Below are 21,958 nucleotides of genomic sequence, written 5' to 3'. Positions count from 1 at the left end.
GAGGCCGGCGAGCCGGACTACTACCTGGAGGACGCCCGGCTGACCCGCTTCGATGCCGGGGGGCGCCCCCACCAGCGGCTCGACACGCCGCGCCTGACCCACACCCCGCATGACGACGTCACCCGGCTGGAGAAGCCGCAGGGACGCCTGCTGGACGACTCGCAGCGGGTCTGGCTGGCCAGCGGCGAGCGCGGCATGCTGGGGGCGGGCGGCAACCCGCTGACCCTCACCGGGGACGCACGACTCCTGGCCCCCGCCGAGCGCTGGCAGCTCGATACCGAGGTGCTCCACTTCGACGCCGACAGCGGCCATGCCTGGAGCGACACCCCTGCCCTGCTGCGCCAGCCGCCCCAGCGGATGCGCGGCGAGCGCTTCGACGCCTGGATCCATGACAACCGCGCCCGGCTGACCGACAATGTGCGCGGCCACCATCCGCCCGACACCCGCGAGGAGCCCGAGTCATGACGCGCCCCCCCTTCGCCCCCCTGCTGACCCTCGGCGTCATCGGCCTGCTGCTGGGCAGCGCCCCGGCCCTGGCCCTGGAGGGCGACGCCAGCGCCCCGATCGAGGTCGAGGCCGACCGTCTCGACCTCGACGACCGTGCCGGCACCGCCGTCTACACCGGCGACGTGGACATCCGCCAGGGCAGCATGCAGCTGACCGGCGCCCGGGTGGAGATCCGGCGCAACGACCAGGGCCAGCTGACCCGCGCCACCGCCACCGGCGAGCGCGCCTACATCGAGCAGAAGCCCGCCCCGGACGAGCCCCTGGTCCGCGGCTGGGGGCGCACCATCGTCTACCATGTCGCCGAGCGTCGCATCGAGCTGATCGACCGCGCCGAGCTGCACCAGGGCGGCGACACCTTCGACGGCGGCTACCTGGAGTACTTCCTCGACCGTCGCGTGGTCCAGGCCCGTTCGGATGCCGAGGGCGTCGAGGAGCGTCAGCGCGTACGCATGACCCTGGAACCCGAGCAGCAGGACGGCCAGTGATGAAGACCCTGAGCGCCCTCCATCTGGCCAAGAGCTACAAGCGCCGCCGGGTGGTGCAGGACATCAGCCTCTCCATCGAGCAGGGCCGGATCGTCGGGCTGCTCGGCCCCAACGGCGCCGGCAAGACCACCTCGTTCTACATGATCGTGGGGCTGGTGCGGGCCGACGCCGGGGAGGTCCATATCGACGACCTCGACCTCTCCACGGCGGCCATGCACGAGCGGGCACGGGCCGGCATCGGCTACCTGCCCCAGGAGGCCTCGATCTTCCGCAAGCTGTCGGTCGCCGACAACATCATGGCGATCCTCGAGACCCGCAGGGACCTCGACCGCGCCGGGCGCCGCGCATGGCTCGAGCAGCTGCTCGAGGACTTCCACGTGACGCATATCCGCGACAACCTCGGCATGAGCCTCTCCGGGGGCGAGCGGCGCCGGGTGGAGATCGCCCGGGCGCTGGCCACGGAACCCGCCTTCATCCTCCTCGACGAGCCCTTCGCCGGGGTCGACCCCATCTCGGTGGGCGAGATCAAGGGCATCATCCGCCAGCTCAAGGCCCGCGACATCGGGGTGCTGATCACCGACCACAACGTCCGCGAGACCCTCGACATCTGCGACACCGCCTATATCGTCGGCGACGGGCGCATCATCGCCGAGGGCGATGCCGAGGCGATCCTCGCCAACCAGCGGGTACGCGAGGTCTACCTCGGCGAGGACTTCCGCCTCTGACCGCAATCACCTGATATGTCTGTCGTTATTCCGCGACGGCATGAAGATTGCGCATGGCACGATTATTGCAGTTTTTGCGCTTGCAAGGTCCCCGACCAGCGGCTAGGGTTGGGGTTTTCGGCAAGTCGAGGGCACTCCTCTCATGGCCATGAAGGCGTCCCTGCAACTGCGCGTCGGCACCCAGCTGACCATGACCCCGCAACTGCAGCAGGCCATCGCCCTGCTGCAGCTCTCGACCCTGGACCTGCGCCAGGAGATCCAGCAGGCGCTGGAGTCCAACCCGATGCTCGAGGTCGAGGACGACTTCGGCGAGCAGGCGGTGAGCGAGGCCCCCGACGAGGAGTGGGCCAGCGAGATCCCCGACCAGCTCAGTACCGACAGCGACTGGTCCGACACCTACCAGGACCTGGGTACCGCGCCCGCCGGCGGCAGCGGCGAGGGGCCGGACTTCGAGCGCCAGGCCACGGGCCAGAGCCTCCAGGGCCACCTGGCCTGGCAGCTCGCCATGACCGACCTGGACGAGCGCCAGCAGCGCATCGCCGAGAGCCTGATCGATGGCGTCAACGGCGACGGCTACCTGACCCAGCCCCTGGAGGAGCTCCGTGACGGCCTCAGGGCCCAGGGCCTCGAGGGTCTCAAGACCCGCGAGGTCGAGCAGGTGCTGCTGCGCCTGCAGCAGTTCGAGCCCACCGGGGTCTTCGCCCGCGACCTGCGCGAGTGCCTGATGCTGCAGCTGGCCACCCTGCCCGACGACACCCCGCTGCTGCCCCAGGCGCGCCGCCTGGTCCGCCAGTTCCTCGAGGCGCTCGCCGGCGACGACCGCCGCCTGCTCAAGCGCCGGCTCGGCCTCGACGACGACGCCCTGGACACGGTGATCGCGCTGGTGCGCTCCCTGGACCCCCGCCCCGGCAGCGGCTTCACCGACAGCGATGGCGCCTATGTCATCCCCGACCTCATCGCCCGCCATACTCGCGATGGCTGGCAGGTGGAGCTCAACCCGGAGGCCATGCCGCGGCTGCGCATCCAGCCCGACTATGCCGCCCTGATCCGGCGGGCCGACAAGAGCGAGGACAACCAGTTCCTCAAGGACCACCTGCAGGAGGCTCGCTGGCTGATGAAGAGCCTCTCCAGTCGCAACGACACCCTGCTGCGGGTGGGCCGGGAGATCATGGTGCGCCAGCTCGACTTCCTGGAGCACGGCGAGGAGGCGATGAAACCGCTGATCCTGGCCGACATCGCCCAGGTGGTAGAGATGCACGAGTCGACCATCTCGCGGGTCACCACCCAGAAGTTCATCCACACCCCGCGCGGGATGTTCGAGCTCAAGTACTTCTTCTCCAGCCAGGTGGGGGGCGGCAGCGGCGAGGGGGATGCCCACTCCAGCACCGCCATCCGGGCGCGCATCCGCAAGCTGATCCAGGACGAGCCCCCGCGCAAGCCGCTCTCCGACAGCAAGCTGGTCGCCCTGCTCGACGAGGCCGGCATCGGCGTCGCGCGGCGCACGGTCGCGAAGTACCGCGAGGCGATGGGCATCCCCTCCTCCAGCGAGCGCAAGCGGCTGCGTTGACGCCCACCGCTGGCGCTTCCGCAGCCGCCGGACTTGCTCCTCTCTCGCGGACGCAAGCGGTTGAAATGACGCCGGTCATGCGCCCTGCATATCCCCTCGACCGAGGGGGTATGCAGGGCAGCAAAAAGGGTTACAATCGACCCATAACCCGAAAGAGCAAGGAGCGTGTCATGCAAGTCAATATCACCGGCCATCATGTGGAACTGACCGACGCCCTGCGTGACTATGTGCAAGAGAAGCTCGCCCGCGTCGAGCGCCATTACGACAACATCACCAACGTGCAGGTCACCCTCTCCGTGGAGAAGGAGCGCCAGCAGGCGGCCTGCACCCTGCATGCTGCCGGTGCCGACCTCCATGCCGAGGCCATGGAGAATGACATGTACGCCGCCATCGATGCCCTGGCCGACAAGCTCGACCGCCAGCTGGTCAAGCACAAGGAAAAGGCCCAGGCCCGCGCCCAGGGCGCCGGCGCCCGCTGATCCGTCATGACACTGGACGCCATCCTGCCCCCTGAGCGCACCCTCTTCGATGTGCCCGGGGGGAGCAAGAAACGGGTGCTGGAGTTCTTCAGCACCTTCATCGCCCAGAACACCCCCAGCCTCGACAGCCAGGAGGTCTTCAGCCGGCTGATCGGACGCGAGCGGCTGGGCAGCACCGGCATCGGCAATGGGGTCGCCATTCCCCATGCCCGCAACCCTCACTGCAAGGCCCCCATCGCCGGCTTCCTCAAGCTGGCCGAGCCGGTGGACTTCGACGCCATCGATGGCGAGCCGGTGGACCTGGTGTTCGTGCTGCTGGTGCCTGAGGAAGCCGACGAGGCCCACCTGGCCCTGCTCGGCCAGGTGGCCGGCGTGATGAACGATGCCGATACCCGTGCTCGGCTGCGCCACAGCACCAGCCAGCGCGAACTCCATGAGCGCCTCACCGAGGCGATCCGACGACAGGCCCCGGCCGGCGGCCAGGGAGGCTGACCCTCCCGACTCGGGCCTGCCCGGCCACCCCACGACCAGGAGACCCGCATGCAGCTTGTGATCATCAGTGGCCGGTCAGGCTCCGGCAAGTCGATCGCGCTGCAGGCGCTGGAAGACCTGGGCTACTACGCCATCGACAACCTGCCGGCCATGCTGCTCGGCCCGCTGGTCGATGAACTGCAGGATGACCGCTCGCTGCGCTCCTCGATCGCCGTCAGCATCGATGCCCGCAACCTGCCCGCCGCCCTCGAGCGCTTTCCCGAGCTGCTGGAGGAACTGCGTGGCCGCCAGGTCGACTGCCAGGTGGTCTACCTGACCACCGATGCGCGCATTCTCCTCGAGCGCTATTCCCAGACCCGACGCCGGCATCCCCTGACGCGCGGCAGCGACATGACCCTCGCCGAGGCGATCGATACCGAGGAGCAGTCCCTCTCCGAGATCCGCGACCTCGCCGACCTGGTGATCGACACCACGCGCCTCTCGGTGCACGAGCTGCGCGGGCGCATCACCGACCAGGTCGCCGGCCACCGGGCCGAGCGGATGACCCTGACCGTGGAGTCCTTCGGCTTCAAGCGCGGCGTCCCGCTGGACGCAGACATCGTCTTCGATGCGCGCTGCCTGCCCAACCCCTACTGGGATCCGGCGCTGCGCGATGCCACGGGACGCGACCCCAGCATCATCGCCTTCCTCGACGGCTACCCGATCGTCGGCGAGATGCTCGACGACATCCTCGCCTGGGTGGAGCGCTGGCTGCCGCACTATCGGGCCAGCCAGCGCAGCTACCTGACCGTGGCCATCGGCTGCACCGGCGGCCAGCACCGCTCGGTCTACCTGGCCGAGCGCCTGGCCGACCGGCTGGCGAGTCGGCAGGACGGGGTGCGGCTGCGCCATCGTGAACTGGGGGTGCAGATCACCCTCCCCGCCGGCCAGGAGATGGCCGCGGAAAATCCCGCCCAGGAAGGAACCTGAACGCGTGCCGAGTCGCAAGCTGACCCTGACCAACCGTCGCGGCCTGCATGCCCGCGCCGCCACCAAGCTGGTGCAGTGCTGCCAGCCCTTCGACGCCCGGGTCACGGTGTGCCGCGGTGACCAGCAGGCCGACGCCGGCAACATCATGTCGCTGCTGATCCTGGCCGCCCCCTGCGGCACCGAGCTCGAGGTCTGCACCGAGGGGGAGGATGCCGAGGCGGCCATCGAGGCGATCACCGCGCTCTTCGAGGCCCGCTTCGACGAGGACGGCTGACGCTCAGCTGCCGCCCACCATCATCTCGTCGACCAGCCAGCTGCCGGTATGGATGCTGCCGCGGGTATCGGTATCATCCCCGACACCGACCAGGCCCTGGAACATCGTCTCCAGGTTCCCCGCGATGGTGAACTCCTCCACCGGGTGCCGGATCTCGCCGTCCTCGACCCAGAAGCCGGCGGCGCCACGGGAGTAGTCGCCGGTCACGCCGTTGACCCCCTGTCCCATCAGCTCGGTGACCAGCACGCCGCGGCCCATGCGGGCGAGCAACGCCTCGCGACTCTCCAGCGGCGCGGTGATGCGCAGGTTGCGCGCCCCGCCGGCGTTGCCGGTGGTCTCGAGGCCCAGCCGCCGGGCACTGTAGGCCGAGAGCATGTAGCTGGCCAGGCGGCCATCGCGCACGAAGACATTGTCGCGGGTCTGCACCCCGTCGCCGTCGAACGGCGAGCTCGCCATGGCGCCGACCGCCATGGGCCGCTCGCCGAGGCTGAACCACTCGGGAAAGAGGGGGGTATCCAGCCGATCGCACAGGAAGGAGGCCTGGCGATAGAGGGCGCCGCCGGCGATCGCCCCCATCAGGTGGCCAACCAGGCCGCTAGCGAGGGTCGGGTCGAAGAGCACCGGCATCCGCCCGGTGGCCGGTCGCCGGGCCCCCAGGCGCCGCAGGGTACGCCGGGCGGCACTCTCGCCAACCGCCTCGGCGGCGGCCAAGTCGCGGGGCGCACGGGCGCTGGTGTAGTCGTAGTCGCGCTGCATGCCGTTCTCGTCCTCGGCGATCAGCATGCAGGAGAGCGAGTGGCGGCTGCCGCACTGGCTGCCCAGGAAGCCGTGGCTGTTGGCGTAGACGCGCACCCCCTCGCCGCTGGAGAGGCTGGCGCCATCGGAGCTCCTGATGCCTGCCATGCTCCGACCGGCCGACTCGCAGCGCAGCGCCAGGTCGGTGGCCTCGTCGATGGTCAGCGGCCAGGGATGGTGGACATCGAGATCCGGCAGCTCGGTGGCCATGAGGCGCGCATCGGCAAGGCCCGAGGCCGGATCCTCGCCGGTGTGGCGGGCGATCGCCAGGGCCTTCTCGACCACGGCGCGCACCGAAGCCTCGCCGGCGTCGCTGGAGGAGGCACTGCCCTTGCGCTGTCCCACATAGACGGTCACGGCGATCCCCTGGTCGCGGGACAGCTCGACCGTCTCCACCTCGCCCTCGCGGACGCTGACGCCGACGCCCTGGTCGACGCTGGCGCCCACCTCGCAGGCATCGGCCCCCAGTTGACGAGCCAGCTCCAGGGCCATCCGGGCGCGACTCTCCAGCAGGGCCTGCTGCGCGGCGGCATCGAAAGCCTGTGTCATGAACGTCTCTCCTCACTCGGCCGGCCGTCGGGCCGGCCCTGTCGATGGTGCATTGTCCAGCCCCGTGCCGCGGGCTGATATACTGTCGCGCAATTCGATCCCGACGGAAGTGGAACCGGCATGACCCAGGAAGACCTCTCCCCGGCCGACGAGCGGCCCAGCAAGTCCCAGCTCAAGCGCGAGATGCAGGCCCTGCAGCAGCTCGGCGAGCAGATCATCGCCATGAGCGATGCCCAGCGTGCCCGCTTCCCGCTCTCCGATGACCTGCTGAGGGCCATCGAGGAGACGGGGCGCATCAAGGCCCGCGAGGCCCGCCGGCGCCACATGCAGTACGTCGGCAAGCTGATGCGCGGCGAGGACCTCGACGGCATCCAGGCGGTGTTCGATGAGATCGAGAACGAGACGCTGCGCCGTGACCATGCCTTCCACCGCCTGGAGGCATGGCGCGACCGGCTGGTGGCCCAGGGCGACACGGCCGTGGAGGCCTTCGTCGAGGAGTTCCCCGCGGTCGACCGCCAGGCCCTGCGCCAGCTGATCCGCAATGCCCGCCGCGAGCGGGAGCAGGGCAAGCCCCCGACCAACGCCCGTCGGCTGTTCCGGCTGATTCGCGATACCGCTGGACTGTAAGCCTCCCCCACTCGCGGAACGTCGCCGAGCGAAGGCCAGGGCTAGACCCGTTCCCTACGGGCCTACGCATTTCCCACATCCCTGTGGGTCACCGGCGGCGATCGGCGAGCCAGCGGAGTTTAGGGGCCCTAAATGAGCATGGCGAGCCGAGCGCCAACGCCGTATGGGCGAGCGCAGGCACGTTCACTCAGGATGCCGTGCCGCCCACGGTCAGCTCGTCGAGCTTCAGCGTCGGCTGGCCCACGCCCACCGGTACGCCCTGCCCCTCCTTGCCACAGACGCCGATGCCGGTATCGAGTTCCATGTCGTGGCCGATCATCGAGACCCGGCCCATGGCCTCGGGGCCGTTGCCGATCAGGGTTGCCCCCTTCACCGGCGCGGTGATCCGGCCGTCCTCGATCAGGTAGGCCTCGCTTGCCGAGAAGACGAACTTGCCGGAGGTGATGTCCACCTGGCCGCCGCCGAAGCTCACCGCATAGAGGCCTCGTTTCACGCTCTTCAGGATGTCCGCCGGGTCGTCGCTGCCGGCGCGCATGTAGGTATTGGTCATGCGCGGCATCGGCAGGTGGGCGAAGGACTCGCGCCGCGCGTTGCCGGTGGGCGCCATGCCCATCAACCGGGCATTGAGCTTGTCCTGCATGTAGCCGGTCAGGATGCCGTCCTCGATCAGGGTGGTGCTCTGTCCCGGGGTTCCCTCGTCGTCGACGGAGAGCGAGCCGCGCCGGTCGGCGAGGGTGGCATCGTCGACCACGGTGACGCCGGGCGAGGCGACCCGCTCGCCCATCCGACCGGCGAAGGCCGAGCTGCCCTTGCGATTGAAGTCGCCTTCCAGGCCATGGCCCACCGCCTCGTGGAGCAGGATGCCCGGCCAGCCCGGCCCCAGCACCACCGGCATCTGGCCGGCAGGCGCGTCCACGGCCTCCAGGTTGACCAGTGCCTGCCTCACCGCCTCCTTGGCGTAGCGCTCGGCGACGTTCTCGTCACGCAGCCGCGACATGGCGTAGCGACCGCCACCGCCGGCGCTGCCCCGCTCGCGGCGCCCGTTGCGCACCGCGATCACGCTGACGTTGAAGCGCACCAGCGGGCGGATGTCCGCCGCCAGGGTGCCGTCGCTGGCGCGCACCAGCACCACCTCGTGGACCCCGGTGAGCGAGGCGCTGACCTGGGCCACCGAGGGGTCCGCCGCCCGGGCGACCCGGTCGGCGAGCTTGAGCATGGCGATCTTCTCCTCGGCGGTGAGGCCGGTGAGCGGGTCGACCCCGGCGTAGCGGGCCTGGCTCGCCATCGCCACGCCCGGCGCCACCGCCAGCCGCTCGCCGCGGCGCACGATGCCGGCGGCGGTGCGACCGGTCTCGGCCAGGGCATCGCCAGTGATCTGGTTGGAGTAGGCGAAACCGGTCTTCTCGCCGGCCAGGGCGCGCACCCCGACGCCGCCGTCGATGTTGTAGCTGGCCTCCTTGACCTCGCCGTCCTCGAGTACCCAGCCCTCGTGCCAGCTGCGCTGGAAGTAGAGGTCGGCATAGTCGATGCCCGGGCCCATGGCGTGGCCGAGCCCGTCATCCAGGGCCGCGAGGTCGAGGCCGCCCGGCGTCAGCAGGATAGCGCTGGCCTCGTCGAGCATGGCGTGAGTCTGTGATGTCATTCGGCACTTTCCAGTGAGATCCGCGGTGAGGTCCAGGGGCCCTGCACGCGGTAGTGGATTCGGGTCACGCGGTCGATGGCTTCTCCGAACAGCTTGTCGGCGAGGAACAGGGCACCGCCGACCACCGGGGCGCCGGCCAGTACCGCCGCCAGCGGCAGGTTGCTGCTCACCGGCACTGTGACGGCCAGGCGCTGGTCGAGTTCCCGACGCGCCAGGTCGACGCTGCCGTCCAGGGTGAAGCGGGTCGCCGGCCCCTCGATCTCCACCGGACCGCGGGTTTCCAGCACTCCACCATACAGGGTAGCGGCACCGGTGACACGATCGAAGGCGGTCCCCTGGCCGGTGACGTCGGAGAAGTCGAGCCGCAGCCTGCGCAGCAGGTTGTCGACGTTGAGCAGGCCCACGACCCGCGCCGAGGGGGACTCGATGTTGACGAAGCGCCCATCGCGCAGCGCCACCTCGAGACTGCCCCGGGAGCGGGCCAGGGCGAACTGCCAGGGCGCCCCGGGCCAGGCCAGCTGGCTCGTTACCCGGGTCTCGGCACTGCGCACCGCCACCGGCTGGCCCAGCGCCGCCAGGGCGGTGCCCAGGTCCCGGCCGTCCAGATCGAGCCGAGCCCGGGTCAGGCTGTCGCCGGCCCCGCTCGCCTCCCACACCAGGTTGCCATGGGCACTGATCTCCCCCAGCGTCAGGCCCAGGGGATCGACCACCAGCCGGCCGGCCGAGGCGCGCCAGCGCCCGTTGAAGGGGCCGAGTCGCTGCCCTTGCCAGGCGATCTCTGCGATCCGCAGCCGCCCATCGGGCAAGGCGTCGAGATCCTCCGGCAGCGGGGTCGCATCGGGCGGGACATCGAGCTCGTCCAGCAGCTGGCCGCTGCCGCTCGCCGGCGGCACCAGGGCGTCCAGCGCCAGCCGTTCCAGCGCGATATCCAGGGGGGCTTCGAGGGCGGGTCGATACGACAGGCGGCCGCTGGCCAGGCTGCCGTCCAGGTCCAGCTCCCAGCCCCCGCCACGGGTCCCGCCCTGCACGACCAGCGACCCCAGGCAGCGTGACTGCACCTGCAGGCAGTCGGTGCGGATGGAAAGCGAGGAGAGCGCCGCCGGCGCGCCACGGCTCCCCTGTTCGCGGCCGCCCCGGGCGACCAGCGGCGACAGGGCCCGGGCCCAGTCGGCCACCGGCAGGCGTGGCTGGTAGGCGTCGACGCGCCAGCCGGGCTCACGGGGCCAGGCGTCCGGCCGGCGCCCCAGCCATGCCTGCCCCTGCCCGGAGGCGCCACCGTCAAGCTCGCGCCAGCGCAGGCCCAGCCGGTCGCCCAGGCGGCCATCGAGGCGCCCCCCGGTCAGGTCGAAGGTCAGCTGCAGGGGCAGGCGTGCCTCACGCCGCTTGCCAAGCGGCTCTGGCAGGGCGATGGCCAGCCCCTCCAGGCCACTGTCGAGGCGCAGCGAGGCGCCCGCTTCGCCGAGCGCCAGGCGCCCCTGCCAGGGCAGCTGGCCCTCCAGCAGGCCGCCGAGGCCCGGCATGCCGCTCCACTCGGCGATGGCCTGTGCCCCGGCCGTGCCGGCGAGGTCGAGCCCGCCGGCCAGGGTGTCGATCTCGCTGCTCACGGGCCCGCCCAGCAGTCGCCCGGCCAGGCGCCCCTCCAGGCCGCCCTCCTCGCCGCGCTGGCGCCAGGCGAGCGGGCCCTGGAGGTCACGGAAGACCAGTTCCAGGGGGGCGTGGACGAGCCTCGGGAAGTCCGCCTCGGTGGCGATGTCCAGTTCCAGGGAGCCGGGCTCGCCCAGGGCCAGGGCCAGGTCCAGGGTACCGGAGGCCCGGCCCTCGCCCTGCCACGCCTCCACTGCCGCCATGCCCTCCACGGGCAGCGCCAGCAGGTAGCGGCGCAGCGCTTCGGCGGAGGCCTCGAGCTCGCCGCTCACCGCGAGTCGCTCGTCCACCAGACGGACCTCGCCGCCGCGTGCCTCGACCCCCAGGCTCTCGGCGGGGTCCACCTCCGCCGTCAGGGTCCCGTCGGCCATCTGGAGTCGCCCGCCGACCCCCTCGAGGGCCGGCCAGCCGGGCGCGAAGGAAAGGCGCCCCTCCTCCACCGCCAGGGCCAGCTGCAGGGCCGGCTCGACCTTAACCCCCTCACGACTCAGGGGCACATGGAGGCGCAGCGAGCCTTCGGGCACGCGGCCGGCGACCCCGTCGACCAGCCAGTCGGTGAGCTCCGGCCCCAGTACGCCTATCGGAAGCCAGTCGACCAAGGGGGTCTCGATGGCGTCCACGTCGTGCAGGTCGAGCTGGAGACCTAAGCCGCCGCGCTGCCCACCGCCCACCGAGAGCCCGAAGCCACCCTCGACCCGGGCCCCGTTCCACTCGACCTCGAGCTCGCGCCCGCTGACGAAGCTGCGCGGGCCATCGTAGGCCCAGTCGATCACGCCGCTGGCCCGGGAGAGCGCCATGGGCGGCCCGAACACCCGTGGAAAGTGCAGCGTGGTGTCGCGCCCGGCGAACTCGACGTGGCCCCTGAGGTCCCGGGAAGTCACCCAGACATCCAGGGGGCCGCCTCCGGGGGCATGCTCCCAGGGGGACACCGCCACCTCGGCGGCCGAGGCCCGGGCGACCCAGTCGCCGCCCTCGCGGCCCAGCCCCAGGCCGGTGACCTGGCCGCGCGGGTCGAGGCTGTCGATGACCCGCGTCAGGGCTTCCGGCAGCGGCAGCCGGTCGCGCCAGGCGGCCAGGGCCCCGAGGTCGAACTCACTGGTGTTGAGCCACCAGCCATCGTCACGGCTGCGGGCATGCCAGTAGCGAGGCACGGCCGGCCCCGTGGCCGTCGCCTCGCCATCCTCCTCGGGTCGGGCCCAGTCGGCACTGCGCGCATCGCCCTCGAGCCAGGCCTGCCAGCCCGACCCCTCGCGCAGCCACTGGCCACGGGCCGAGACCCGGTTGAGCACGATGGCCGGTGGCGACGCCTCGTCGGTGGCGGACTCGGGCTGGGCAAGGGCCAGCAGCGGGGCATCGACGTCGAGTCGCAGGTCGGCCAGCCGGCCGGCATGCCAGCGGCCCCACAGGCGCGCCTCGCCGCTGGCGGCCTCCAGGCGCAGGGCATCGCCATAGCCCAGCACCTCGGAGAGCCCCAGCAGGCTGTCGAGCCGCATCTCGGCCTGCAGGGCCGCGCTGAAGTCGCGCAGCCCGGACGGCCCGGGGACCAGTTCCATCACCGCCCGGATGGCCTGCTCGCGCTGCCCCTCCACCAGCACCTCGCCCTCCAGGTGGGTACGCCGCGCATCCCCCGTCATCACCAGGCGGGGCGCCTTGAGCACGGCACGCTCCTTGCGGCCATGCAGCACCAGGCTGACCTCCTCGACCCAGGCGCTCTGGCGCAGCAGCATGCCGACCCAGAAGTCGAGGCGCTCGAGGTCGAAGGCGGTCTCGGGGACCAGCTCGGGGGGAAGCTCCGCGGGGGCCGGCCAGTGCCAGCGCCCGGCCTCGTCCTGGTAGAGGTGCACGGTCACGCCCTGCACCCGGGCATCGGCCACCAGGGGGACGCCGGCGGCCAGGCTGGCGAGGCTGTCCAGGCGCAGCTCGGCCTGCTGCACCTCGAGCAGCGGGACATGCCCAAGCCCTTCCCGGGAGCGGATCTGCAGGTCGTCGATGGCCAGGTGCGGGTCGTAGCGCTGCAGGCCGGCCGTCAGCGCGTCCACCTCCACCACCGCATTGAAGCGCGCGGAGAGCAGGCGCTCCAGCCGCGGGGCCTGCGTCTCGAGCAGCACCGGCAGCAGGCGCAGGACCAAGGTCAGCACCGCCAGCAGCGCCAGCAGCAGCGCCACCAGGGTCAACAGCCAGCGAGCGACCAGGCGGGTCAAGGACATGGGCTCACATCAGCACGATGTCGTACTGCTCCTGTGAGTAGTGGGTCTCCACCTGGAAGCGGATCGGCTTGCCGATGAACTCCTCCAGGTCGGCCACCGCGGCGGACTCCTCGTCGAGCAGGCGATCCACCACCGCCTGGGAGGCCAGCACGGCATAGGTCTCGGCGCTGTAGGCCCGATCCTCGCGCAGGATCTCGCGGAAGATCTCGTAGCAGACCGACTCCGGGGTCTTGAGGGTACCGCGACCCGCGCAGGTCGGACAGGGCTCGCACAGCGTCTGCTCGAGGCTCTCCCGGGTGCGCTTGCGGGTCAGCTGGACGAGGCCCAGCTCGGTGACGCCGGTGCACTTGGTCTTGGCATGGTCGCGCTCCAGCGACTTCTCAAGCATGCGCAACACCTGGCGCTGGTGCTCCGGGTCGTCCATGTCGATGAAGTCGATGATGATGATGCCGCCGAGATTGCGCAGCCGCAGCTGGCGGGCGATGGCGGTGGCGGCCTCGAGGTTGGTCTTGAAGATCGTCTCCTCGAGGTTGCGATGGCCCACGTAGCCGCCGGTGTTGACGTCGATGGTGGTCATCGCCTCGGTGGGATCGATGACCAGATACCCGCCCGACTTGAGCTGCACCTTGCGCCCCAGCGCCTTCTGGATCTCGTCCTCGACGCTGAACAGGTCGAAGATCGGCCGCTCGCCGGCATAGTGCTCGATGCGCTCCACCGCCGCGGGCATGAACTCCTGGGCGAACTCGATCAGCTTGACGTAGTTCTCCCGGGAGTCGATGCGCACCTTCTCGATGTCGTCGCGCATGACGTCGCGCAGGGTGCGCATGAACAGCGGCAGGTCGTCGTAGACCACGCTGGGGGCCGGCGCGGTCACCTTGCGCTCGCTGACCCGCCGCCACAGGCGCAGCAGGAAGTGCATGTCGGCGGCGAGTTCCTCGACGCCGACGCCCTCGGCGGCGGTGCGCACGATGAAGCCGCCGGTCACCTCCAGCTGCTGCTCGTTCCCGGCGGCCTCCACCAGCCCGCGCAGGCGCTCGCGCTCCATCTCGTCCTCGATGCGCTGGGAGACCCCGTGGTGGGGCGAATCGGGCATGTAGACCAGGTAGCGCGAGGGCACCGAGAGGTGGGTGGTCAGCCGCGCCCCCTTGGAGCCGATCGGGTCCTTGGTCACCTGCACCACCAGGGCCTGGCCCTCGTGGAGCAACTGGGCAATGGAGACCTGCTCGTCGGCCGGGGTGCCGGGGGGCATCACCTCGTGGGCGTGAATGAAGGCGGCACGGTCCAGGCCGATGTCGACGAAGGCGGCCTGCATGCCCGGCAGCACGCGTACCACCTTGCCCTTGTAGATGTTGCCGACGATGCCCCGACGCCGGGCCCGCTCGATGAAGGCCTCCTGCAGCACGCCGTTCTCCACCACGGCGACGCGGGTTTCCATCGGCGTCAGGTTGATGAGTACTTCACCGCTCATGCGGAAATCCTTGTCCAGAAAAGTCTGCGGCCATTATGACATAGGCCCGCTCGGGAGCGCCCCGTTCCAGAGCGGCACGCCCTGCCGGCCGAGAAGTTCGGCGGTCTCGAAGAGCGGCAGCCCCACCACCGCCGAGTGGCTGCCCTCGATGTGCTCGACGAACACCGCCGCCAGGCCCTGGATGGCATAGCCGCCGGCCTTGTCCGCCGGCTCGCCGGTGGCCCAGTAGGCGGCAAGCTCCGCGTCGCTGATCGGGCGCAGGAAGACACGGGTGGTCACGCAGGCCGTCAGCAGCCCGGCGGGGCCGGTGACCGCCACCCCGGTGAGCACCTCGTGGGCACGGCCGGAAAGCCCTCGCAGCATGGCCGCGGCCTGCGCCGGCCCCTCGGGCTTGCCGAGGATTTCGCCGTCGCACACCACGGCGGTATCCGACCCCAGGACGGGGAGCGCGGAGCGGGGGGCACCGGCCAGTGCCTTCTCCCGGGCCAGGCGGCGCACATAGTGGTGCGCCGCCTCGCCGGCGCCCGGCGTCTCGTCGATGTCCACGGGGCGCACCTCCACCGCTACGCCGATGGCGGCGAGCAGGTCGCGGCGGCGCGGCGAGGCCGAGGCCAGGCAGAGCACGGGATCGAGGGTCATGGCGGCTCCTCGTCGGGTGGCATGAGATCAGTCGCGGGCGAGGCGGCGCCCCAGCGCCTCGAACAGGGTGGTCAGCCAGGGCCAGAGCACCGCCCCGATCAGCGCGGAGAGCAGGAAGGAGAGGTGCATCGAGGCGGGCCCGAAGAGGGTTCTCAGCCACTGCTCGGCCAGCTGGACCATGCCCAGCAGCACGAAGATCAGCACCGCCTGCTGGACCAGCGAATAGGCCCGGAAACGCGCATAGACCAGGGCGCAGAGGAAGGCCAGCAGCGACAGCAGCAGGGCATTCTGCCCCAGCGGCGCACCCTCGATGAGATCCAACAGCAGGCCCAGCACGAAGCCGTGGAAGACACCGACCCGCAGCGGCTCGCGCATGCACCAGTAGATCAGCATCAGGCCCAGCCAGTCGGGGCGCCACACCTGCCAGCCATCGGCCAGCGGCATCACCTGCAGGCACAGCGACAGCAGCAGGGTCACCCAGATCCACAGCAGGTTGGCAGGCGGGGACGTGGCCATCAGGGCGCCTCCTCGTCGGTCGCCGCCGAGCCGATGCGACGGGCCGCCTCGAGGGCCGGGGCGGCCAGTTCGCCCTCGGGGGGCGCGGCGGGCGGCGCGGGCGGAAAGAGCAGCAGGAAGTGGCGTGAGCGCTGCAACTGCGCCACCGGCGCGGCGGTGACCCGGGCGAAGGGCTGGCCCGGGTCATGGACCACCTCGGCGACCCTGGCCACCGGGTAGCCCGGCGGGAAGCGCCCGCCCAGCCCCGAGGTGGTCAGCAGGTCGCCCTCGCGGATGTCGGCGGTGTCGGGGACATGCGTGACGTTGAGGGCCTCGTAGCTGCCCGCCCCCTGGAGGACGAAGCGCAGCCCGTTGCGGTTGACCTGCACCGGCAGGGCGTGGCTGGCATCCGCCAGCAGCAGCACCCGGCTGGAGTAGGCCGAGGTGGCGGTGATCTGGCCGACCAGCCCCGAGGCATCCAGCACCGGCTGGCCGACGTAGACGCCATCCCGGCGACCGCGGTCAATGACCATCTGGTGGGTGAAGGGATCGGGGTCCAGCGACAGCAGCTCGGCGGTGATGTAGGGCATGTCGCGCTGGCGGGTGGCCGCGAGCAGCTCCCGCAGCCGCACGTTCTCGGCGGTCAGGCTCGCCATGCGCTGCACGCGGTGGGAGAGCGTCAGGATCTGCTCGCGCAGGCGGCGGTTCTCGTCCACCAGGGCCCGCTGGTCGGAGAGCGCCAGCGAGGCCCAGTTGAGGACGTCACTGGGCAGGCTGACCAGCCACTGGATGGGCGCCACCAGGGTGGAGAGCTGGGCCCGCACGGGCTCCATGCGGGTGAAGCGGGTATCGGCGAACATCAGCGCCGACGCCAGGATCACGCACAGCAGCATGCGATAGCCCGGCAGCGGTCCATGCGAGAACAGCGGCTTGATAGGGCGTCCCCCCGAGTCAGTCGCTGGAAAGCAGCTCGAAGGTGTGCTGGTCGATCATCTCCAGGGCCTTGCCGCCGCCCCGGGCCACACAGGTCAGCGGGTCCTCGGCGACGATCACCGGCAGGCCGGTCTCCTCGGCGATCAGCTTGTCGAGGTCGCGCAGCAGCGCCCCGCCGCCGGTCAGCACCAGGCCGCGCTCGGCGATGTCCGAGGCGAGCTCGGGTGGCGACTGCTCGAGGGCGCTCTTCACCGCGGCGACGATGGAGCCGAGGGTCTCCTGGAGGGCGTCGAGGATCTCGTGGGAGTTGAGGGTGAAGCTGCGCGGGATGCCCTCGGCCAGGTTGCGGCCGCGCACGTCGATCTCGCGCAGCTCGCCGCCCGGATAGGCGCAGCCGATCTCCTCCTTGATCCGCTCGGCGGTGGCCTCGCCGATCAGGCTGCCGTAGTGGCGGCGTACGTAGGCGATGATCGCCTCGTCGAAGCGGTCGCCGCCGACGCGGATGGATTCCGAGTAGACCACGCCGTTGAGCGAGATGATGGCGATCTCGCTGGTGCCACCGCCGATGTCGACGACCATCGAGCCCTGGGCCTCCTCCACCGGCAGGCCGGCGCCGATAGCGGCCGCCATGGGCTCCTCGATCAGGAACACCTCGCGGGCCCCGGCGCCCTCGGCGGACTCCTTGATGGCGCGGCGCTCGACCTGGGTTGACATGCAGGGCACGCAGACCAGCACGCGGGGGCTAGGCGTCAGGAAGGTGCTCTGGTGCACCTTGCGGATGAAGTACTGCAGCATCTGCTCGGTGACGGTGAAGTCGGCGATCACGCCGTCCTTCATCGGACGGATGGCGGTGATGTTGCCGGGGGTCCGGCCCAGCATCCGCTTGGCATCGGCCCCTACCGCGGCCACGCTGCGCATGTTGCCGGACTGGCGAATCGCCACGACCGATGGCTCATCGAGCACGATGCCGCGACCGCGGACATAGATCAGCGTATTGGCCGTCCCCAGATCGATCGACAGATCGCTGGAAAACAGCCCCCTCAAGCGTTTGAACATGGAGTCGTTACCTAGTGCAGTCCGGGAACCCTGTGCGGACGCAAACGGTATCACCGCGGCCTACCGGCAGCAAGCAAAGTCCCGCGGCGCGCGGCATTCCCGGCCCTGCCAGCGAGGCGACGGATGTGATACCTTCTGCGGTCATTTCCCAGACCCCACTGCCTGTCGAGGACATCCGATCATGGCGCTTGAACACGCAGACGTTCTCAGGGCCGCCCACCTGGCCCGGCTCGGCCTGGACGACGACGAGGCCGCCCACTACCTGGACGACCTGGGCCGCATCCTGGCGATGGTCGACCAGCTCCAGACCCTGGACACCGAGGGGGTCGCCCCGCTGGCCCACCCCCTGGAGACCACCCAGCGGCTGCGCGCCGACGAGGTCACCGAGACCGACCAGCGCGAGCGTTTCCAGCGCTGCGCCCCGGCGGTGGAACAGGGCCTCTACCTGGTCCCGCGGGTCGTCGAATGACCCGTGCCACTCCCATCCGTTTCCGGCAAGCCATCACGGAGCCCAGGGCCCATGCATGACAAGACTCTGACGGAACTCGCCGCCGGCCTCGCCACCGGCGAGTTCTCCAGCCGCGAGCTCACCCAGGCGCTGCTCGCGCGCATCGAGCGCCTCGACGGCGACCTCAACAGCTTCATTTCCGTGACCGCCGAGCAGGCCCTCGAGGCCGCCGATCGGGCCGATGCCGCCCGCGCCGCCGGCAACGCCGGCCCGCTGACCGGTGTGCCCCTGGCGCTCAAGGACATCTTCTGCACCCAGGGTGTCAAGACCAGTGCCGGCTCGAAGATGCTCGACAACTTCGTCGCCCCCTATGACGCCACCGTGGTCGAGAAGCTCAGGGCCGCCGGCACCGTGAGCCTGGGCAAGACCAACATGGACGAGTTCGCCATGGGCTCATCCAACGAGAACAGCTTCTTCGGGCCGGTGAAGAATCCCTGGGACCTGGGCGCCGTGCCGGGCGGCAGTTCCGGCGGCAGCGCCGCCGCCGTGGCCGCCGGCCTGGTGCCCGCCGCCATGGGCACCGACACCGGCGGCTCGATCCGCCAGCCGGCCGCCTTCTGCGGCATCACCGGCCTGAAGCCCACCTACGGGCGGGTCTCGCGCTACGGCATCATCGCCTACGCCTCGAGCCTCGACCAGGCCGGCCCCATGGCGCGCACCGCCGAGGACTGCGCCCGCCTGCTCACCGCCATCGCCGGCCATGACCTGCGCGACTCCACCAGCGTGGCCCGCGGCGTGCCCGACTACACCGAGGAGCTCGACGCCTCCCTGGCCGGGCTGAAGATCGGCCTGCCCCGGGAGTACTTCGGCGAGGGGCTCGACCCCGCGGTGGAGGAGGCCGTGCGCGAGGCGATCCGCGTCTACGAGTCGCTGGGCGCCACGGTGCGCGAGGTCAGCCTGCCGCACACCCACTACGCCATCCCGGCCTACTACGTCATCGCCCCGGCGGAGGCCTCCTCCAACCTCTCGCGCTACGACGGGGTGCGCTTCGGCCACCGCTGCGAGGCCCCCGCCGACCTGACCGACCTCTACAAGCGCTCGCGGGCCGAGGGCTTCGGCGAGGAGGTCAAGCGGCGCATCCTGATGGGTACCCACACCCTCTCCGAGGGCTTCTTCGATGCCTACTACAAGAAGGCCCAGCAGGTCCGCCGTCTGATCCGCCAGGACTTCCTCGACGCCTTCGACGAGGTCGACGTGCTGATGGGGCCGGCCTCGCCGACCCCGGCCTTCGACCTGGGGGCGAAGAAGGACCCGGTCTCCATGTACCTTCAGGACATCTACACCATCGCCATCAACCTGGCGGGCATCCCCGGCATCAGCGTGCCGGCCGGCTTCGTCGGGGGCCGTCCCGCGGAAGGCCGCCCCGCGGAAGGCCGCCCCGCGGAAGGCCGCCCCGCGGAAGGCCGCCCCGCGGAAGGCCGCCCCGTAGGCCTGCAGATACTGGGCACCCACTTCGCCGAGGCGCGGCTGCTCAACGTCGCCCACCAGTTCCAGCAGGCCACCGACTGGCACCTGCGTCGTCCCGCGCTTGCCGAGGAGACCCTGTGATGCAATGGGAAACCGTGATCGGGCTGGAGGTCCACGTCCAGCTCGCCACCAAGTCGAAGATCTTCTCCGGCGCCTCCACCGCCTTCGGCGCCGAACCCAACAGCCAGGCCTGCGCCGTGGACCTGGGACTGCCCGGCGTGCTGCCGGTGCTCAACGAGGCCGCGGTGGCCATGGCCGTGCAGTTCGGGCTGGGGATCCACGCCGAGATCCCCGAGGTCTCGGTGTTTGACCGCAAGAACTACTTCTATCCGGACCTGCCCAAGGGCTACCAGACCAGCCAGATGTATCACCCCATCGTCGGTCCTGGCGAGGTGGAGATCACCCTGGAGGACGGCGCGACCAAGCGCATCCGCGTGCATCACGCCCACCTCGAGGAGGATGCCGGCAAGTCGCTGCACGAGGACTTCCACGGCATGACCGGGATCGACCTCAACCGCGCCGGCACCCCGCTGCTGGAGATCGTCTCGGAGCCGGACATGCGCTCGGCCAAGGAGGCCGCGGCCTATCTCAAGGCGATCCACTCCATCGTGACGTATCTCGGCATCTCCGACGGCAATATGGCCGAGGGCTCGATGCGCTGCGACGTCAACGTCTCGGTGCGCCCCAGGGGGCAGGCGAGCTTCGGCACCCGCGCCGAGATCAAGAACGTCAACTCCTTCCGCTTCGTCGAGCGCGCCATCGCCTTCGAGGTGGAGCGCCAGATCGAGCTGCTCGAGGATGGCGGCGAGGTGGTCCAGGAGACCCGCCTGTTCGACCCCGAGCGGGACGAGACCCGCAGCATGCGCACCAAGGAGCAGGCCAACGACTACCGCTACTTCCCCTGCCCCGACCTGCTGCCGGTGGTGCTCGACCGGGCCTACGTCGACCACCTGCGCGACACCCTGCCGGAGCTGCCCGCCGACAAGCGCGCCCGCTTCCAGGACGAGCTCGGCCTCTCCGCCTACGACGCCGGGGTGCTCTCGGCGAGCCGCGAGATGGCCGAATACTTCGAGGCGGTCAAGGAGGCCTGCGGCGATGCCAAGCTGGCCGCCAACTGGGTCCAGGGCGAGCTCTCCGGGGCCCTGAACCGCGAGGGCCTGCCGATCCAGGACAGCCCGGTCTCGGCGACCCAGCTCGGCGAGCTGGTCAGCCGGGTGATGGACGACACCATCAACGGCAAGGCCGCCAAGCAGGTCTTCCAGGCGCTGTGGAACGGCGAGGGCCAGTCCGCCGACGAGGTGATCGAGGCCAAGGGGCTCAAGCAGGTCACCGACACCGGCGCCATCGAGGCGATGATCGACCAGGTGATCGCGGACAGCCCCGCCCAGGTGGCCCAGTACCGGGACGCCGAGCCGGAAAAGCGCGGCAAGATGATCGGCTACTTCGTCGGCCAGGTGATGAAGGCCTCGCGGGGCACCGCCAATCCCCAGCAGGTGAATGCCCTGCTGAAAGAGAAGCTCGACGCGCTGTGCTGAGCCCGCGCTGAGGGAAGGAGAACCGGATGTCGGATGATGTCGGCGCGCGACTGCGCGCCCTGCGCACCCTGAAGGGCATCTCCCAGCGCGAACTGGCCAAGCGCTGCGGGGTCACCCACTCCAGCCTGTCGCTGATCGAGCAGGGCAAGGTGAGCCCCTCGGTCAGTTCGCTGAAGAAGATCCTCGACGCCATTCCCATGAGCGTCGGGGACTTCTTCACCATGGACCTGGAGAACGGCCGGCGGGTGTTCTACTCGGCCGATGAGCTGGCCGACGTGGGCTCGGGCGACGTCATCTACAAGCTGGTGGGCGCCGACCGCCGCGATCGCGCCCTGGCCTTCATGATCGAGACCTATCCGCCCGGGGCCGACACCGGCCGCGAGATGATTGCCCACCAGGGCGAGGAGGCCGGGGTGGTGCTGGAGGGCGAGATCGAGATCACCATTGGCGCCGACTCCCGGGTGCTGGGCGCCGGCGAGGCCTACTACTTCGAGACCAACGTGCCCCACCGCTTCCGCAACCCCGGCCGCGAGCCCTGCCGGCTGGTCAGCTGCGCGACCCCGGCGCGGACCTTCTGACCCGGCGTTTCAGGACGCCTTGAGCTTCTCGATCTCCTCGCGCAGTGCCTCCGCCTCCTCGGTCAGGGAGGCGTTGGCGCGCATGTCGCCGTTGCGGGCGGCCAGCATGGCCTGCTCGAGCTTATGCTCGTAGGCCTTCTGCAGCTTCTTCGACGGGTCGCTCTTGAAGAGTCCGAACATGGCGCTGTCTCCTGCCGGGAATGTCCCCTCAGGCTACTCGCCCGGCGGGCAGAATGCTATGCAATAACTGTACAATTATTTAAAACAGTACAAAAAAACGAGGCCGGCACCCCCGGGGTGCCGGCCTCACCGCTTTC

The 21,958-nt window shown here is 70.5% G+C and carries 22 protein-coding genes; 13 read left to right on the top strand and 9 right to left on the bottom strand.

Annotated elements, in window-relative coordinates:
- From lptC to SCI24_RS05910, 8 genes are all read left to right on the top strand, one after another.
- On the top strand, positions 1-465 hold a 465-nt coding region (gene lptC / locus SCI24_RS05945; protein WP_318724504.1), incomplete at its 5' end, for an LPS export ABC transporter periplasmic protein LptC.
- On the top strand, positions 462-992 hold the full coding sequence (lptA, locus tag SCI24_RS05940; protein ID WP_318724503.1) for a lipopolysaccharide transport periplasmic protein LptA: 531 nt from the start codon (positions 462-464) through the stop codon (positions 990-992). The genes lptC and lptA, both read left to right, overlap by 4 nt.
- Entirely contained in the window at positions 992-1,717 is a 726-nt protein-coding gene (gene lptB / locus SCI24_RS05935; RefSeq protein WP_318724502.1) for an LPS export ABC transporter ATP-binding protein, read from the top strand. Before lptA ends, lptB begins: the two co-directional genes overlap by 1 nt.
- Before the next feature lie 142 nt (positions 1,718-1,859).
- A complete protein-coding gene (locus tag SCI24_RS05930; RefSeq protein ID WP_318724501.1) occupies positions 1,860-3,284 on the top strand; it encodes an RNA polymerase factor sigma-54 in 1,425 nt (474 codons plus the stop codon).
- Positions 3,285-3,454: 170 nt separating this feature from the next.
- Entirely contained in the window at positions 3,455-3,763 is a 309-nt protein-coding gene (gene hpf / locus SCI24_RS05925; RefSeq protein WP_250061520.1) for a ribosome hibernation-promoting factor, HPF/YfiA family, read from the top strand.
- 6 nt (positions 3,764-3,769) lie between these two features.
- Positions 3,770-4,255 (top strand): PTS IIA-like nitrogen regulatory protein PtsN, encoded by a 486-nt coding sequence (gene ptsN / locus SCI24_RS05920; RefSeq protein WP_318724500.1) that lies wholly within the window; start codon positions 3,770-3,772, stop codon positions 4,253-4,255.
- Positions 4,256-4,303: 48 nt separating this feature from the next.
- On the top strand, positions 4,304-5,224 hold the full coding sequence (gene rapZ, locus SCI24_RS05915) for an RNase adapter RapZ (protein ID WP_318724499.1): 921 nt from the start codon (positions 4,304-4,306) through the stop codon (positions 5,222-5,224).
- Positions 5,225-5,228: 4 nt separating this feature from the next.
- A complete protein-coding gene (locus SCI24_RS05910) occupies positions 5,229-5,498 on the top strand; it encodes an HPr family phosphocarrier protein (protein WP_318724498.1) in 270 nt (89 codons plus the stop codon).
- Positions 5,499-5,501: 3 nt separating this feature from the next.
- Here SCI24_RS05910 and pmbA read toward each other — a convergent pair whose 3' ends face one another.
- Positions 5,502-6,842, bottom strand: a complete 1,341-nt coding sequence (gene pmbA / locus SCI24_RS05905; protein WP_318724497.1) for a metalloprotease PmbA — start codon at positions 6,840-6,842, stop codon at positions 5,502-5,504.
- A 120-nt stretch (positions 6,843-6,962) separates the two neighbouring features.
- Between pmbA and yjgA the strand changes: the two genes are divergently transcribed.
- Positions 6,963-7,469, top strand: coding sequence for a ribosome biogenesis factor YjgA (yjgA, locus tag SCI24_RS05900; RefSeq protein ID WP_318724496.1), 507 nt, complete (start codon positions 6,963-6,965; stop codon positions 7,467-7,469).
- A gap of 187 nt (positions 7,470-7,656) precedes the next feature.
- Here yjgA and tldD read toward each other — a convergent pair whose 3' ends face one another.
- Genes tldD through SCI24_RS05865 form a run of 7 tightly spaced genes read right to left on the bottom strand, consistent with a single transcriptional unit; the run spans position 7,657 to position 17,553 of the window.
- Positions 7,657-9,111 carry a metalloprotease TldD gene (tldD, locus tag SCI24_RS05895; protein WP_318724495.1) on the bottom strand — a complete coding sequence of 485 codons (1,455 nt, stop codon included), beginning with the start codon at positions 9,109-9,111 and terminating at the stop codon, positions 7,657-7,659.
- Complete coding sequence (locus SCI24_RS05890; protein ID WP_318724494.1) at positions 9,108-12,962, bottom strand: YhdP family protein; 3,855 nt, start codon at positions 12,960-12,962, stop codon at positions 9,108-9,110. Before SCI24_RS05890 ends, tldD begins: the two co-directional genes overlap by 4 nt.
- 4 nt (positions 12,963-12,966) lie before the next feature.
- Positions 12,967-14,430 (bottom strand): ribonuclease G, encoded by a 1,464-nt coding sequence (rng, locus tag SCI24_RS05885; protein ID WP_318724493.1) that lies wholly within the window; start codon positions 14,428-14,430, stop codon positions 12,967-12,969.
- A gap of 33 nt (positions 14,431-14,463) precedes the next feature.
- Positions 14,464-15,069: a Maf family protein gene (locus tag SCI24_RS05880; protein WP_318724492.1), complete on the bottom strand. Its 606-nt coding sequence runs from the start codon at positions 15,067-15,069 to the stop codon at positions 14,464-14,466.
- 27 nt (positions 15,070-15,096) lie between these two features.
- Positions 15,097-15,585 (bottom strand): rod shape-determining protein MreD, encoded by a 489-nt coding sequence (mreD, locus tag SCI24_RS05875; RefSeq protein WP_318724491.1) that lies wholly within the window; start codon positions 15,583-15,585, stop codon positions 15,097-15,099.
- Positions 15,585-16,457: a rod shape-determining protein MreC gene (gene mreC, locus SCI24_RS05870; RefSeq protein ID WP_412929132.1), complete on the bottom strand. Its 873-nt coding sequence runs from the start codon at positions 16,455-16,457 to the stop codon at positions 15,585-15,587. Before mreC ends, mreD begins: the two co-directional genes overlap by 1 nt.
- A 58-nt stretch (positions 16,458-16,515) precedes the next feature.
- Positions 16,516-17,553: a rod shape-determining protein gene (locus tag SCI24_RS05865; RefSeq protein WP_089846023.1), complete on the bottom strand. Its 1,038-nt coding sequence runs from the start codon at positions 17,551-17,553 to the stop codon at positions 16,516-16,518.
- Positions 17,554-17,734: 181 nt separating this feature from the next.
- On the opposite strand from SCI24_RS05865, the gene gatC reads away from it, so the two are divergent.
- The 4 genes from gatC to SCI24_RS05845 are packed head-to-tail and all read left to right on the top strand — an operon-like array spanning position 17,735 to position 21,641.
- On the top strand, positions 17,735-18,022 hold the full coding sequence (gatC, locus tag SCI24_RS05860; RefSeq protein ID WP_318724490.1) for an Asp-tRNA(Asn)/Glu-tRNA(Gln) amidotransferase subunit GatC: 288 nt from the start codon (positions 17,735-17,737) through the stop codon (positions 18,020-18,022).
- 51 nt (positions 18,023-18,073) lie between these two features.
- On the top strand, positions 18,074-19,609 hold the full coding sequence (gatA, locus tag SCI24_RS05855) for an Asp-tRNA(Asn)/Glu-tRNA(Gln) amidotransferase subunit GatA (RefSeq protein WP_318724489.1): 1,536 nt from the start codon (positions 18,074-18,076) through the stop codon (positions 19,607-19,609).
- On the top strand, positions 19,609-21,063 hold the full coding sequence (gatB, locus tag SCI24_RS05850) for an Asp-tRNA(Asn)/Glu-tRNA(Gln) amidotransferase subunit GatB (protein WP_318724488.1): 1,455 nt from the start codon (positions 19,609-19,611) through the stop codon (positions 21,061-21,063). Before gatA ends, gatB begins: the two co-directional genes overlap by 1 nt.
- Before the next feature lie 26 nt (positions 21,064-21,089).
- Positions 21,090-21,641 carry a cupin domain-containing protein gene (locus SCI24_RS05845; protein ID WP_318724487.1) on the top strand — a complete coding sequence of 184 codons (552 nt, stop codon included), beginning with the start codon at positions 21,090-21,092 and terminating at the stop codon, positions 21,639-21,641.
- A 9-nt stretch (positions 21,642-21,650) separates the two neighbouring features.
- Here SCI24_RS05845 and SCI24_RS05840 read toward each other — a convergent pair whose 3' ends face one another.
- Positions 21,651-21,821: a DUF6435 family protein gene (locus SCI24_RS05840; RefSeq protein WP_318724486.1), complete on the bottom strand. Its 171-nt coding sequence runs from the start codon at positions 21,819-21,821 to the stop codon at positions 21,651-21,653.
- Positions 21,822-21,958: the final 137 nt, after the last annotated feature.

The sequence above is a fragment of the Halomonas sp. genome, from assembly GCF_033549285.1.
Classification (GTDB): domain Bacteria; phylum Pseudomonadota; class Gammaproteobacteria; order Pseudomonadales; family Halomonadaceae; genus Halomonas.
The sequence above is the reverse complement of the archived record's forward strand: the minus strand, read 5'-3'. Positions and strand labels throughout refer to the sequence as shown.